13 protein-coding genes, 1 tRNA gene and 1 pseudogene are annotated in these 14,311 nt (G+C 62.9%); 11 read left to right on the forward strand and 4 right to left on the reverse strand.

All coding sequences use genetic code 11. From position 1 onward, the window contains the following. Positions 1 to 143: pseudogene (locus F3H41_RS14575) on the forward strand (IS3 family transposase); the annotation flags it as partial. Positions 144 to 229: 86 nt separating this feature from the next. Continuing rightward, positions 230 to 985 carry a helix-turn-helix transcriptional regulator gene (locus F3H41_RS14580; RefSeq protein WP_244616209.1) on the forward strand — a complete coding sequence of 252 codons (756 nt, stop codon included), beginning with the start codon at positions 230 to 232 and terminating at the stop codon, positions 983 to 985. A gap of 89 nt (positions 986 to 1,074) precedes the next feature. Here F3H41_RS14580 and F3H41_RS21565 read toward each other — a convergent pair whose 3' ends face one another. Further along, the gene (locus F3H41_RS21565; protein ID WP_244616210.1) at positions 1,075 to 2,832 is read right to left on the reverse strand and encodes a flagellin; all 1,758 of its coding nucleotides are present in this window, start codon (positions 2,830 to 2,832) and stop codon (positions 1,075 to 1,077) included. 650 nt (positions 2,833 to 3,482) lie between these two features. On the opposite strand from F3H41_RS21565, the gene F3H41_RS14595 reads away from it, so the two are divergent. The 6 genes from F3H41_RS14595 to F3H41_RS14620 all read left to right on the forward strand — a co-directional run bounded on the left by F3H41_RS14595 (position 3,483) and on the right by F3H41_RS14620 (position 8,162). Beyond that, positions 3,483 to 3,785 carry a hypothetical protein gene (locus tag F3H41_RS14595; protein ID WP_149739432.1) on the forward strand — a complete coding sequence of 101 codons (303 nt, stop codon included), beginning with the start codon at positions 3,483 to 3,485 and terminating at the stop codon, positions 3,783 to 3,785. Then, on the forward strand, positions 3,778 to 4,536 hold the full coding sequence (locus F3H41_RS14600) for a hypothetical protein (protein WP_149739433.1): 759 nt from the start codon (positions 3,778 to 3,780) through the stop codon (positions 4,534 to 4,536). The genes F3H41_RS14595 and F3H41_RS14600 overlap by 8 nt, the downstream gene beginning before the upstream one ends. 578 nt (positions 4,537 to 5,114) lie before the next feature. Further along, the gene (locus F3H41_RS14605; protein WP_149739434.1) at positions 5,115 to 5,741 is read left to right on the forward strand and encodes an ATP-binding protein; all 627 of its coding nucleotides are present in this window, start codon (positions 5,115 to 5,117) and stop codon (positions 5,739 to 5,741) included. Continuing rightward, positions 5,738 to 6,514 carry an ATP-dependent Zn protease gene (locus F3H41_RS14610; RefSeq protein ID WP_149739435.1) on the forward strand — a complete coding sequence of 259 codons (777 nt, stop codon included), beginning with the start codon at positions 5,738 to 5,740 and terminating at the stop codon, positions 6,512 to 6,514. Before F3H41_RS14605 ends, F3H41_RS14610 begins: the two co-directional genes overlap by 4 nt. Positions 6,515 to 6,545: 31 nt before the next feature. Next, positions 6,546 to 7,484, forward strand: coding sequence for a DUF429 domain-containing protein (locus F3H41_RS14615; protein WP_149739436.1), 939 nt, complete (start codon positions 6,546 to 6,548; stop codon positions 7,482 to 7,484). Positions 7,485 to 7,847: 363 nt separating this feature from the next. Beyond that, entirely contained in the window at positions 7,848 to 8,162 is a 315-nt protein-coding gene (locus tag F3H41_RS14620; RefSeq protein ID WP_149739437.1) for a hypothetical protein, read from the forward strand. Between the two features lie 206 nt (positions 8,163 to 8,368). Here F3H41_RS14620 and F3H41_RS14625 read toward each other — a convergent pair whose 3' ends face one another. From F3H41_RS14625 to F3H41_RS14630, 3 genes are all read right to left on the reverse strand, one after another. Beyond that, complete coding sequence (locus F3H41_RS14625) at positions 8,369 to 9,760, reverse strand: hypothetical protein (protein ID WP_244616211.1); 1,392 nt, start codon at positions 9,758 to 9,760, stop codon at positions 8,369 to 8,371. Between the two features lie 31 nt (positions 9,761 to 9,791). Beyond that, entirely contained in the window at positions 9,792 to 10,460 is a 669-nt protein-coding gene (locus tag F3H41_RS21570) for a hypothetical protein (RefSeq protein WP_244616212.1), read from the reverse strand. A 158-nt stretch (positions 10,461 to 10,618) separates the two neighbouring features. Continuing rightward, a tRNA-Gln gene (locus F3H41_RS14630) sits at positions 10,619 to 10,692 on the reverse strand. Positions 10,693 to 11,663: 971 nt separating this feature from the next. On the opposite strand from F3H41_RS14630, the gene F3H41_RS14635 reads away from it, so the two are divergent. Genes F3H41_RS14635 through F3H41_RS14645 form a run of 3 tightly spaced genes read left to right on the forward strand, consistent with a single transcriptional unit; the run spans position 11,664 to position 14,289 of the window. Then, the gene (locus tag F3H41_RS14635) at positions 11,664 to 13,115 is read left to right on the forward strand and encodes a Ppx/GppA phosphatase family protein (RefSeq protein ID WP_244616227.1); all 1,452 of its coding nucleotides are present in this window, start codon (positions 11,664 to 11,666) and stop codon (positions 13,113 to 13,115) included. Further along, positions 13,112 to 13,906, forward strand: coding sequence for an RlmE family RNA methyltransferase (locus F3H41_RS14640; protein WP_149739438.1), 795 nt, complete (start codon positions 13,112 to 13,114; stop codon positions 13,904 to 13,906). The genes F3H41_RS14635 and F3H41_RS14640 overlap by 4 nt, the downstream gene beginning before the upstream one ends. After that, a complete protein-coding gene (locus tag F3H41_RS14645) occupies positions 13,906 to 14,289 on the forward strand; it encodes a VOC family protein (RefSeq protein WP_149739644.1) in 384 nt (127 codons plus the stop codon). Before F3H41_RS14640 ends, F3H41_RS14645 begins: the two co-directional genes overlap by 1 nt. Positions 14,290 to 14,311 lie beyond the last annotated feature (22 nt).

Here is a 14,311-nt window from a genome sequence, read left to right on the forward strand (position 1 = left end):
TGACACCGGCCGAGTTCGCTCAGACCATCAACCCGCGACGTGATGCGGGCTCACGCAGCCGGAATGGCTCCGCACCGCAACACGCCGCTACCGCCCCGAATACAACAACCCAAAACCGCCGGAGCGAACTCAAAACTGGATAAAACTTGGGGGCAAGGTCAGTAGGCCAGTGCCGATGATGGGCCTTGATGAAGGTCGCTGAAACTGAGGGACGGGTATTTTTACCCTATTGCCCAACGATGCCATTTTAGGTGTATTCGCCCCAAACGATAATCAGCGACGGTGGGTAGTGGCAAAACAAAAACCCTTCAGCGCGATCACGCGAAAAATGATCGACGCATGGCTCCAGACAGACGCCGGTCAACCTGTCGCTCCACACGTCGTGTACAGTGATATTCTCGACATGCTGTCCATGAAGATGCGCTTGACGGTGTTCACGATCAGCGGCGGCGACCCACTCCAATGGCATATGAAGACGATTAGGCATTCCGGCTTCACCTCGCGTATCCTCAACATCAACGCGATTTTTGCAGATTGCCACATCGGCGAGTTTAAAGACCAGACCTATATGCGCGAGGCGGTCATTCCTCGCCTCAACCAAGTCCTTGAAACGCAACAGCCTTCCATGGAACTGGTCAAGACCAGGCTGTTCGGCGTCAACCTCGGCTACGATCGGATTTTGATTCCGCAACGCAATGCCGAGCGTCCTGAATGGATCATCTCGTCGTCCTATGCCCAGTTCCTCCTCAGCCCGCCCCAGCGTCAGGAGACGCTCGACATTGTCGACGAGACCATCGTTCAGTTGTTAATCGAAGGGGCAACGGCAAAGGAGATCGCGGTCACACTCGACGTCTCACACAGGACGGTTGAGCATCGGCTGGAACGGATGAAGGAACGATACGGTGCTCGAAATACCGTGCATCTGGTGGCGATGCTGATTGCCACGCATATCGATCGGTCGCACGGGGGCGATACCAGATCTTAGAGTATCTGTTCGCTAACTCCAGCGGAATAACTTGGAGTTATCGAACAGATAATCAAAAAAACGCTTGGTCACGTGCCGTAACACCATGATCAGTTGAACAGACTAAGGACGGTGTCGGTGTTCGAATTAGCGATCGACAAAGCTTGAATGGCGAGCTGCTGCTGGGCCTGCAGCGCCTTCTGGCGTGCGGACGCGTCGTTCAAGTCGGCATCGACAAGCTGTCCGACGCCCTTGTCCACAGTATCGATCAGCGTTTTCGTGAAGCCTGACTGCATATCGATACGTGCCTTGAGTGCGCCGAGCATCGCGGCACCGTCGATCGTCTTTTGTGTCATGAGTTCGACATCGATAATATACTTATCCAGACTCCCTGAATTGCTCACGATATCAATGCCGAAAATACCTGTCTGCGGGATAGGCTCGATATTGACGGAAACATTGCTGAAATGAACGCCTGTCCGAAAGCCGTTTAGCCTGTCTACGTTTGGGTCCGTTTTGACATTGACCGTGGTCGCGCTTGTCGCGGCAATGATGGTGTCCGGGCGGGTGATCAGGGTATTGAGAATTTGCGCCCACTGCGACGATGTCTCGATCTTTCCGTTGGTCGTACCCAGCACGGAATTCACAAGAGCACGGTTGATGACATGGGATGTTGGAGATTCGCGATTGAAATGAAAGTCGAAGTTGATGTCAACGGACTGGTAAACTTCGAATGCTTCGAAATCGAGATCAAGTGAATAGCGCTTCCCGTAGTCTAACCCGTTTTGGAGTCCACCGCTCCCCACCGTCGAGCTAAAATTGGAAATCTGGACGGCCGAGCCATTGAGACCGTTCGTTTCTCGCGAATAAATATCAAACTTGAAGTAGTAAGGATCCGACAGGTCTTTATAGTAGTATGTCGAAGCACTTGCGCCGATGCTGTTAAGTTGACTTCGAAGCACTGCGGCCATTTGAGAGGCTGTATCGATCTTTCCTCCATTAAAGGGGAGAACGCTGTCCACGACGCTTCGATTGATCGTCACGGAATAGGAATTGCCAGGAGCGTACGGACCGGGACTCGTGGAAGCCGGGTCTTCGGCGTCAAGTGTAATGTCAAACGTTATCCGATCGCTTGCCGTGGCAAAATCGAGCGGGCCGGCAAAGGTGAATCTTAGATTTCCCTCATAGCCCGACGTGCCCCGGCCGTCGGTGTATCCGGTCGGAGAGTACCAGGGACTCCCTATCGGAGCAGAGGATACTGAACGTATGCCGGCAATCGACTTCGGGCTGCGAGGATCGGCCTCAAGGATTCCGCCGCCCTCCTTGTTGAACAAGGCCGTCTCGAGGTGATCCACCGTCGTCGTGCCAATCCCAATGTTTCCAGAAGCCGACCTGTTGAAGGACGAGACTAGGGTGCTCGAACGCAGAGGCAAGGTCGTATCGATCAATCCCGAGATATCCGTACTCAGCCAGTTCTCCCCTGCGAAACTGGCCGAGTCGGCAATACTGCGTGTCGACTGCGCAAGCTGGTCGATTTCCTTCTGGATTTTCGCTTTATCGACACCCGGTTCCTTGGCCGCGACAAGCTTTGTCTTGATCTCATCCAGAACGTCCTTGACGGCAGACATCGCAGAATACGACACGTCGATCTTGGCTGCGGCAAGACCAAGCGCATCGTGAACGGTGGCAATCGCCTTGTTGTCCGAGCGCATCGTGGTCGCGATCGACCAGTAGGCGGCGTTGTCGGCAGCGCTCTGTATCCTGAGACCGGACGATATCTTTCCCTGCTCGGCACCCAGGCTGGAATTTATGCTTCGTAAAGTGCTGAGCGCAGCCAGCGCCGAAGTATTGGTGAGAATGCTTGTCATATGTCTAAGCCACGGTAAGGTTGCATCAAGGTGGCATCGTCATATGCCTGTTTCGGCAATCGCCGTCTCCGAAATATGGTTCATGATTGTTTAACAAACATGGAAATCGTGAGGGTAGAAATACGGTGCTGTAGCCTATCCTCTTGCTTTGGCTCTCTGTCTTCGGGTCATTCAACCCGCGCGTTGCACAGCTACACCGGCGAAGAAAAGGACGATGTGGATAGGCTAAGGACTATTTGACTGCTCACCTGCATTCTACTTGACGCAACCAAAGGCAGCAGCCGTGCCTCGTTTCGGAAATCATTTCCGCCTACTCGCCGTAAGCCGGGCACTTTGGCTGTCATCAAGACTCCCCACCGCATCACGCCGCTACCGGTCCTAATCCAGCAACCCAAATGAGCCGGACTTTAATCAATTCTGGAGGAAATTCTCAGGGGCAGGTCAGTCCCCATGTCCTCCGACATCACCCCGGATGCGCCGCGTCACTTCCGTTGCGAAGCGATCGCGTCGTCCTCGATGGCACAACACGCACCCATCGGTCCCATGGCACCATCCTCCGTCATCCCGGATCCGGCCGCGCCGATCCGCTTCTCGATGATCCCGCGATCCTGATCGGACTGGCGCTTGCGCATGTCCGGCAGGGGAAGGGGATGACCGGCACGGTTCCGGGCGCCGTCACGTCCCCGCTGCAGGCCCATGCCGATCATGGCAATCCGGCCTGCCGTCTGCTGCTCGACTGGCTTGAGCGTCGCAACAGCGCATCTGTGAGCGCGCCGCGGCAGGTAACCGGCCACGCCGCCCCGTCCGAAAAGCGCACCGCTCTGCCTGTCGCCTGGCAGCTTCGTCCGGCACGCACCGGTGGTTCGAAGCGGCAGAAGGCGACAGCGGTCCGGTCCGCCAATCTCAAAGCGGCAATTATTGCCGCCACTGCGGAGGGCCAGATCGATGAATAAGCTCGCCCGCCTTCTGCTCCGCCGCCTCGATCATGTTGCGCGTCGGCAGGCACAGCGCAATGCGCACGCCAACGGACTGCTGACGATGAAGATCGTCGACGTCGATGGTCATCTCATCCGCCGCTATGCGCCTGCCTTCGATGTCGGCAGGCTGAGTGGCAATCCGGATCGCGACCGCGCATGGATGCGCCGCACCTTCGCAGCCTACCTGTTGCCGACATCCAAGCCGTCGGACTTCGCGGCCGCCGATGAGAAGCCGCTTGCATCATTGCCGCCACCTCGGGATCGGCAACGAACGTCGGCGGACCCTGAAACGTCCGGAGATCGTGCCGCCGGTCATGCCGACCATCATGATTTTCGCGCCTACGCGGTCGGTCTTGTCGGGCGGGCGGGCAGGCTCGCTCTGGTCAGCAACATCGTCGCCGCCCTGGTGCTGGCCCGCGCGATCGAGAACACGGGCGTGCCGTTTGACAGGATCGTCCGGGCGATCGCCATGGCGGCGCCCGTGGTCTCGCTTCATGCACCCGTGTCCGGCTTCGAACGCGCCATGCGGCGGCTGATCGAACTGCCGGGGTTCCTGCCCGGCGCCACCCCGAGCGGCATCGATGGCGACTATGTCTATGACGACGACAGCTTCGTCGCCGCTGAAGGAGCGGGGCGACCGTATATCCAGTTCATCGGCGAGTCCGTCCATCGTCTGACGGGGGCGGCGCTGCAGCGCAGGCTCGTGAATGCCCTGACACGGGATTAGCCGGTCGTCGCGATCTCGGAGACGGCCGAACATATCCCCTCCGAGATCAGCCTTGCCGCTGACGTCGGGATTGTCGGCGGCTGGCTGGACTATGCCTTCATCAGCATGATGCTGGAAGCCGTCCATGGCGACGCCGGCCTTGCGGCACTCACCCGCTGGACCAATGCCTATGACGCGCACTACCTGACGCTCGACGATGTCGTTCTGGCCTTCCGCCCCGGCCGCAGTGCACCTGATGTCATCGACGTCCTGGCCTCGTTGATCGAACGCAACCGCATGGCCGCCCACGATGGTGACGATGGGGACGAAGCGGAGAGCCGGGGGACCGGCAAGCCGGTGAAGCCGAAGCCGGAAGAGGGACGTCCGGGACATCGGCGGCGAAGGACAGCAGTGGCGGGAGGCGTGACAAGCCCTCCGGCGCCGAGGTCATCCAGCCGGAGCGTGCGGGCGACGGCAAATCCAACCGTCCAGCGCTCACGGTCGAGACGCTCTCCGGCTACGGGAAGGCAAAGACCTGGGCGCTCGACCTGAAGGCGGATCTTGCCGACTACCGGGCAGGCACGCTTGCCTGGTCGCAGATGAGCAGCAAGCTCCTGCTTTCCGGCCCGCCGGGGACCGGCAAGACGACCTTTGCCCGGGCTCTGTGCAACAGTCTGCAAGCTCCGCTGGTCGTGACGTCCGTTTCCACCTGGCTGCAGGGTGGGCATCTGAGCGACGTCATCGCCCGGATGGCGCGAACCTTCGCCGAGGCGCTGGCGCTGGCGCCTGCCATCCTGTTCATCGACGAGATCGACGGCATCGGCAAACGACAGCCTGCCGAGCGGGAATATGCCGACTACTGGAACGCCGTCGTCAACAAGGCGCTCGAACTGCTGGATGGTGCCGTAAAGTCGGAAGGCCTCGTCATCGTCGGCGCCAGGCCTGACGATATCGACGAGGCCCTCAAGCGCTCCGGGCGGCTGGAAACGCACATCGAGATCCCGAAGCCGGATGTCGCGGCGCTCTCGGAGATTTTTGCGCATCATCTCGGCGAGGACATTGCCGTGCTCTTGGCGGGTGCGAGTGGGGAAGCTGACACGGCGAATGAGGCGCAGGCCGAGAACCCTGTCATCGCCACACAAGACGACGGCCTGCCGGACGATGCTGACGAGGGAGCGGATGCGCACATGGAACGCGACGACACCCAGAAAGGAGCAAGGACATGACGACATCCATCACCACCACCAGGATCGGGATGCCAGTTCCAGATGCGGCCCACGCGCTTCTGCGGCGTCTGGCAACCCGTGCCATGGGCCTCACCGGAGCGGACGTCGAACGCATCGTTCGTCAGGCACGGCTGAAAGCCCGGCGCGAGAAGCGCTCGATCCGCTTCGACGATCTTGAAGCCGGCATTCGCATGGATCGGCCTATCTTGCCCCATGACCTGCGCTGGCACTTCGCCGTGCACGAGGCTGGACACGCAGTCGTCCACCACGCTCTTCGCCTCGGTCCCATCTATGGTCTCACCATTGATACGCCTGATGGCGGTGGCCACAGCCTGCTTGGCTTCACCGCGTCCGGAAGCGACACGCTCGGCTACCGCGAGGACGTGCTGGCCATGCTGATGGCCGGACGGGCCGCCGAGCAGATCGTCGTCGGCTCCATCTCGGCAGGCTCCGGTGGAACGGATGACAGCGATCTCGCCCGTGCCACCCGTCTGGCGCTCACCATGGAGCGCTGCCTCGGCTTCGGCGCCGTGCATCCGCTGCTCTACCGCGACGACAAGGACCCCGCCGCCGTTCTCGACGCCCATCCCGGATTGGCGGCGCGCGTTCATGGCCTGCTGGAGAAGGCGCAGGCGCGGGCGGTCGGCATTCTCCAGGACCATCGCGGCACCCTCGACAGGCTCACGCAGGCGCTATTCGATGCACAGGCCCTGGACGAAGATGCCGTAAAGCAGCTTCTGAAGCGGCGTGATCTGGCGACAGGAAGCGAGTAGGTTCCTGCGAAAACCGGGAGGAGCCTCACGCATGACCGTCACCATCGTCGCGCATTGCGACTGGAGCATGGATCGCAGGAAGCGCTGGATGACCGTTGCCAGTCGCGACGGCTCCTGCTGGAAGATCGCAGCACCTGAACTGGTGGGCGACACCGCCACGCTGATCGAACGACTGCGGGCAAGGTCCGATGGGGACGGCGCCCTGTTGCTGGGCTTCGACTTCCCGATCGGCCTGCCCGAGGCCTATGCCCGGGCGGCCGGCGTCGGCTCGTTCCGTGAAGCGCTCGCCCTCTTCGGATCGGGCGCCTGGTCGGACTGGTACAGTGTGGCGGATCATAAAAGCCGGATCTCGCTTCATCGCCCCTTCTATCCGGCGCGACCGGGCGGCACACAGCGGGCGCATCTCTTCGAGGCGCTCGATGTCAGTGATCCCCGATCACTGTTGCGACAGTGCGAGCGGGCGACCAGCGATCGGCAGGCGGCCTGCATGCTGTTCTGGACGCTCGGCGGAAACCAGGTCGGCAAGGGCGCCAGCACCGGGTGGCGGGAGATCATCGTGCCGAACATCGACGTCATCGGCCTCTGGCCTTTCGACGGGCGCCTTGCCGATCTCGTCGCGCGAACCCCTTGCGTGATCGCTGAGACCTATCCCGGCGACGTCTATCGCCAGCTCGGCATGCCCAGGGGCGGTTGGAGCAAACGGCGGCAGGCCGATCGCCAGCGCATGGGTCTCGCCATGCGATCCTGGCTTGCCGCCCGCGAGACCATCGATGCCACCCGTCTGCTGCCGATCATCGACGGCGGCTTCGGTGCTGATACGGCAGGCGAGGATCGCTTCGATGCCGCCGTCGGCCTTCTCGGCATGCTCGACGTCGTCGATGGCAGGCGCGATGAGGGTGCGCCTGCCTCCGATGCCGTCCGGCGCTGGGAAGGGTGGATTCTGGGCCATCAGAGGGACAATGCATCCTGATCTGACACACAGTTGGACAGGTTGCCTGCAACGCATCTCACGTCCTGTCGACTTGAGACAGATTGCGCTCATGTGATTCCGACATCGGGATTTTTGATTCAGGACGCGAAGATCTTGATTCAGCAACGGCGTTTGCCTCGGCGCAACGCGTCTCGACGCGAGATGACGTGCCGTAACGCGAAACAAATTGCGCATTCTTGATTCAGACCTGCGGGCGACCGATTCCGAACTCAATAAATCCGATTCCGCCAATCGGCGCTTGCGCCGCTCGCCCGGCGCCTCGACCATGGAAGGGGGCAGACAACAGGAGGCCCCATAACAGGAGGCCGACACGATGAGGCCGACACGGGGAGGGGAGAAATCATGAGTATGAAGGCGGCACGGCAGCGGCAGAAGGCCCTTCGCGATGCCAATCGGAAGGCCCGGCGTCCGGATCGGGACGACGTCGCAAGGGTGGCCTTGTACTGGCTGATCCGCAGGGCCGTCGAGAAGGGTCAGACGGCCGAGCTCGAGAAGTTCCAGGACGTCATCGTCGCCATGCTGGCCGAACAGGGGTTCGACGAAGGCGAGAGTGATGTGGTGTTCGATGACCTCGTCGCGAAGTACAGCTCCGGCGGCCTGCCGTTCCGCAGGAAGACCCATCTGCTCTTTCCGGACGCGGTCGAAGACGGCGCCTGAGCGCAGGTGTCCGTACCCTCAGTGCCGTGGTCTCTGCTGAGTGCCCCGCGTCACGGCGTACGCTGTTCTGATGCGTTCTCCCCCCATTACTTCGTAAAACGCCGTTTGATTCTGAATCGGAATTCCAGAGTGCCACGCGGTTTGGCTAGCTGTTGCGCGACGCCTTCAATGCCGTGAGCCCGGAAATCATTTCCGCCTCGATCCATTCACTTCTTGCCTTCGCGTGCCCATGGCGGTGGTTGCTTGTTTTCGATCCACGGGAGAAGTTGCAAAGGCTTTCGTTCGATGTCCGACGTGATGACAGGATAGTGCTTCAAGGCGTCACGCATCAGCGGCAGGCCGGCCGGGTTGGTGTACCGCGTATTGGTTTCGCTGCCTTCGCTCAGGCGTCCGGAAATGTCGTCAATCACCTCAGTCGAAATACCCGCCTGCTTCAACGTATCGGCCATGCCATGCCGAAGCGCGTGAATGGCGCGCCCCCACATTTTCTCGCCAAGCGCGCCCTGCATGACAGGAACGAAGGTGTCGTAGAACCGATTGCCCGGGTCGTTGTCCGTCTTGTTCGAGAAGAGGTCCGGGAAGAGGGCCTCGTATCCCAATCGCCTGATGGCCTGGACGTAGTCGATGAACCCAAGTCGCACCAGTTCATCCGGCAGAGGCAGCAAGCGTTGCGACTGCGTGGTCTTCAAACGACGGATGCTGTTCGTGCGTAGAAGGATGACATAGCCATCGTCGTCCTTGGCAATATCGTTCACATGAAGCCCGGCGAACTCCCTGCGTCTCGGTCCCAGATAGGTGAAGAGAATGGGCAGAAAGTAGAGCGAATCATGAAAGACATGCTTGCCCGGTTGCCGCCGCTTTCCGCGCAGATGGTCACGCGACCCGCAGTAGACGGGGCTTGAGAAAATCGGAACGATATCCTCCGGCTTCGGCTTGTATTGCTGCTGACGAATATCTCCCGCCTTGGGCTTTCTCGGCCGGATCCCTTCAAAGGTCCAACTCTCAATCTCGAATCCGTGGCCTTTCAGATGTTTGAGGAAATGGCTGAGGTTGCCAAGGTGCTTGCGGATCGTCGCGGCGGCCAGCCCGACCTTTGGCTCGGTGCCGGACGCCTCCGCCGCGCGGCGCATCTCCTGGCCCTTGGCGCGCAGTTCCGGGGCCGACATCACCCGCATCCGGCTGCTGCGGCCCCAGTCGATTGGAATGTCGTTGAAGTGCTGGCGCAACAGGCCGATGTGATATTGCTCGATCTGCCCGGAATGCTCGACGCCATGTTCAGCGAGCACGGACTGGAACATGCGCACAAGAGCCTTGGCATCACGGGCCGTCTCCGCCGTCCACTTCTTGCCCATGTTGGCGATAAGCTTGTCACACTCCTGTTCGAACTCCGAAACGGTGACCACGCGTTGCTCGGAATCCGAAGCGTTTGAGGTCGCCTGTTTGCGCGTGGCTGGGCGTGGGGTCAGGTCGAGATAGGCGGCTTCCGGATCTTTTGGCGCGGCAGTCAGAGCTGATGCAGTTGGTGGTTCAGCCGCCGGAGGCGTCGGCGCAGGATCAGATCCGCGGGGTGGGGTGTCGGCTGCCTTGCCCTCGGGCATTGGTGCCAGGGCTCTTCCGCCGCCCGTAAACTCACTCTGGCCTTTTGTCCACCAGTTCATGACGCTCTGTGATGTCGAGCAGGGCCGCCGCGCGCCCTTCGAAGACCTTCGACATGGCGCGCTGACGATTGGCGACGGTGTCTTCGATCTCAAAATTGTAGATCAGCCGTCGGATGCCGTCTTCGAAGCCGGGGCTGCGGGCGATGGCGAGTTCCGCCCTGTAGTTGGCCCTGATAGCATCGACATGCGTTTGCGGGACGCCGTTGTTCAGCAGATAGGTGAGACCGGCGCAGCCCGTCTCCAGGGTCAACTCCACCCGGCTTCCGAACTTCGCGACGAGCTGGCAGGCCCAGCCAGCCTCGAGATCGAGTTCCATCTCGACGACGTCGCCGCCGCGTCCGTTGCGGCGCGCCATCATGTTGATGTCGTCGAGCCGTTCGAGTTGCTTGTCGCGCTCGTGCTCGAACAGTTTCTGGAGCTGCTGCTTGGACATCGCTTCCTTCGAATGCAGTTTCAGTTCGGCCAGCTTCGTATTGAGCTTCCGGCCAACCATCTGCGCCTTTCTATGATCGGAAACCTGAAGGCTGAGTGAAAGCCGGCTGCCACTCGGACAGGCGGTAAAGTGCGCCGGGATGCGCGGCCGCCAGTAGAAGATGTTTCCGCGGCGGATGAGATTCTCGACCTCGTGGCGAACGGCCATGACGAAATGCCCTGTCGTTCCAGAGCTGGCGCCGTCGCCCGCATTCGGGGCCTGGGCATCACCTCTGGGCATCAGTTCTGGGCATCAGGTCGCCAATGATGCCAAAACGGGATCCGGCGCATCTGGAAAACTGAAGGATAACAGGAATTTGCGAGAATTGGCTGGGGAACCTGGATTCGAACCAAGATTAACGGAGTCAGAGTCCGTCGTTCTACCGTTGAACTATTCCCCAACTGGCGAGCGGTTGTGTCCGCCGCGGTAGTGAGCGGGCTTATAAACAGAAAGCGCGGGGTTTGCAAAGACCCTTTGTGGAAAAAATCGCGCTTGGCTGCGCGGGGCAGGGCCAGGGTGTGGAAAAAAGCGTTTGGCGAAAGAATGCGGCGCTGGTAAAGTTTTCCCAACAACACTCAGGAAAAGCGCTTTGAGCGGGCTTCAAGGGCCAAGCGCGGCGCGATGGACAGTAATGTGATGGACCCCGAACACGGCGACAAGCCGTCCGTTTCCGGGGCGTCGGCAGCAGGCCGTGTCGAGGGACCCTCAGGTTCCACGCCGGTGAAGGGCAAGCGCAGGCGCCGTCGCGCCTCTGCGAAGGCCCAACCGCATGCCAGCCAGGCGGCCGAAGCTGCCCTGGTACGGCGTCCCCAGGACGAGGGACCGGCTGACGGGCCGGCCCGCAAGCGCAAGCGCCGTCGGCGCGGCAAGCCTTCCGGTGCATCCGGCGAAGGCAACCCGTCTGCGCAACACGCCAAGCATGCTCACGGCGAAGCCGTGGCCGCCCGCCGGACGGCGGCGGACATGGCCGCGGGCGCGGATCCGCGCGCCGATCGATCGGCGGCGGGGCGTGGACCTGCCGCGACGAGGGGCGGTGGCGACGGTTTGACGATCGCCGGCGCGGCGGAGGTGCGGGACGGGGCGGCGCGTGATCGCGATGGCGGCGAGCGGCCCGGCCTCTCGGGTCGCGATTCGCGGCCGCATGAGAAATCCGCATATGGGCATCCTTCGGACAAATCGCATCGCGGCGAGCGACACGGCCAGCGTGGCGGCAAGGAGGCGCGCGGGCAGCGTGCCCTGCAGGGCCGGCCGCTGACGAGCGAGCGGCGCCCCGGCGCGAAGCGCGATGCGGGCCGGGCCGGAGAAGCCGTGCCTCAGCCCCGGGCGGGGGAACACCCATCGGATCGGCAAGGCGTATCTGCCGGGCAGGATATGCCGCGGACAGGGCAGGGGCGGGGATACGATACCGCCCACGGGCAGAACCGGGGCGCCGGTCGCCACGGCACCAGCAGCGCGGGCACGTCACGCGGCGAGCGGCGGGAGGGGCGTGGCACGCCCGGTTCCTCCGATCGGCGGACGCAGGACAAACTGGCCTCATCCCACGGCATTCCGGGCCAAGGCCATTCGGGCCCGCGCATGGAGCAGGGCCGCGGCCCGGGCGAAATGGGCGACAGCGTTGATGGCGGCTGGCGGCCCCTGCTGCGCAGCGACGTCACGCGCCGGCCGCAGCCGGGCGGTGGTCACAGGCCGGCAGGGCGCGATGGCCATGGCCGCGGGCAGGACGAGCGCGATGCGGGCGGCCAGCGCCAGCGCGGCGCCGATCCGGGCCAACAGGATGCGCCGCTCTATGCCGCGCTCGACCTCGGCACCAACAATTGCCGTCTGCTGATCGCGCAGCCGACGCGGCCCGGCCAGTTCCGCGTCGTCGATGCTTTCTCGCGCATCGTGCGCCTCGGCGAAGGGCTGGCGGCGACGGGGCGGCTGTCGGACGAGGCGATGGAGCGCTCGGTGGAAGCGCTGCGCATCTGCGCCGGCAAACTGCGCAACCGCCAGATCCGCATGAGCCGGCTGATTGCCACGGAAGCGGCCCGCGCCGCCGAAAATGGCGAGGCCTTTCTCGAGCGCGTCGCCAGCGAGACCGGCCTGACGCTGGAGATCATCAACCGTGAGACTGAAGCGCGCCTTGCGGTCTCCGGCTGCTCCTCGCTGGTCGGGCGCGATACCAAATCCGTCGTGCTCTTCGATATCGGCGGCGGCTCTTCGGAAATCGCGGTGATCCGCATCGGCGACAACCGCTCCAGCCGGCTGGCCAACCACATCACCCACTGGACTTCGCTGCCCGTCGGCGTCGTCACGCTGTCGGAACGCCATGGCGGACGCGATGTGACGCCCGAGCGCTTCGAGGCCATGGTGGTCGAGGTGGCCGGCATGCTCGCCCATTTCGACAGTCCGCCGGTGGAGGCCCTGACCGGCGACGATCCGCAGTCCGGCTTCCACCTCATCGGCACCTCCGGCACGGTAACGACGCTCGCCGGCGTGCATCTCGATCTGCCGCGCTATGACCGGCGCCGGGTGGATGGCGTCTGGCTGACGGATGACGAGGTCTCGGCCATGCAGGCGCGGCTTCTGTCCTGGGATTTCGCCGCCCGCGCCGCCAATCCCTGCATCGGGCCGGATCGCGCCGATCTGGTGCTGGCGGGCTGCGCCATTCTCGAAGCCATTCGCCGCCGCTGGCCATCGACCCGCATGCGGGTGGCCGACAGGGGGCTTCGCGAAGGGCTGCTCACCGATATGATGGCCGATGACGGCGCCTGGCGCCGCAGCCGCCGGCCGTTCCGCAATGGCCGCGACGACGGCACCACCACAGGGGGCGCGAAGCCATGACCAAGCCACCGATCGGCGGCAACCGCACGGGCCGCAAGCTTGGCCAGAAGGTGAAGAAGGGCAAGCTGAAAGCCTCTTCCCGCCGCTGGCTGGAGCGCCACATCAACGATCCCTATGTGCAGCGTGCGCAGCTCGAGGGTTACCGCGCCCGCGCGGCCTTCAAGCTGCTGGAAATCGACGAGAAGCATGCGATCCTGAAAGGCGCGCGCCGCATCATCGATCTCGGAGCGGCGCCGGGCAGCTGGTCGCAGATCGCCGCCAAGGTGACGAGCTCCACGGATGCGGACCCGCGCGTGGCTGCCATCGACTTCCTGGAGATGAATCCGCTGCCGGGCGTCAATATCCTGATGCTCGACTTCCTCGACCCGACGGCGCCGGAGCTCTTGAAGCAGGCGATCGGCGGCGCGCCGGATGTCGTGCTGTCGGATATGGCCGCGCCCACCACCGGCCACCGCCAGACCGATCACCTGCGCACCATGCATCTGTGCGAAGTCGCGGCCTATTTCGCCGTCGATGTGCTGGCGCCGGGCGGGCATTTCCTGGCCAAGACCTTCCAGGGCGGAGCCGAGCGCGAACTGCTGACCATGCTCAAGAAGCATTTCCGCCAGGTCATCCACGTCAAGCCGCCGTCCTCGCGCGCCGAATCGGTCGAGATGTTCCTGCTCGCCAAGGGCTTCAAGGGCCGCCGGCTGACGGCGGCGGGCGAAGAGGATGGGGCGCAGGACGGCCATGTCCACGGTGGCGCGGAAGAGGATATCGATGCCTTCACCGGCCCGGATGCGGATGCATGATGCTGCTCTACACCACCGTCGGCAGCAATGATCTTGCCCGCGCCGGCCGCTTCTACGATCGCGTCCTGGCGACCCTCGGCTTTCACCGGGCGCGGGAGGATGCGAGCGAGATCGGCTATATGGCGGAAGGCGATGTGCGCTGCCGCTTCTGGGTCGTCACGCCCTTCGACGGCAAGCCCGCCCATTTCGGCAACGGCGTTACCATCGCCTTCGAGGCACCAAACCGCGCCGCCGTCGCCGCCTTCCACGCCGCAGCGCTCGCCGAGGGCGGCACGGATGAGGGCCAGCCGGGGCTGCGCCCGTTCCATGCGAATTTCTACGCGGCCTTCGCGCGGGATCACGACGGGAACAAGATTGTCGCCGTGTGCGAGCGGGCGGAGTAGACGGGAGCGCCTCGCGCGAGCC

It is taken from the genome of Rhizobium sp. RU20A, from assembly GCF_900155885.1.
Taxonomy (GTDB): domain Bacteria; phylum Pseudomonadota; class Alphaproteobacteria; order Rhizobiales; family Rhizobiaceae; genus RU20A.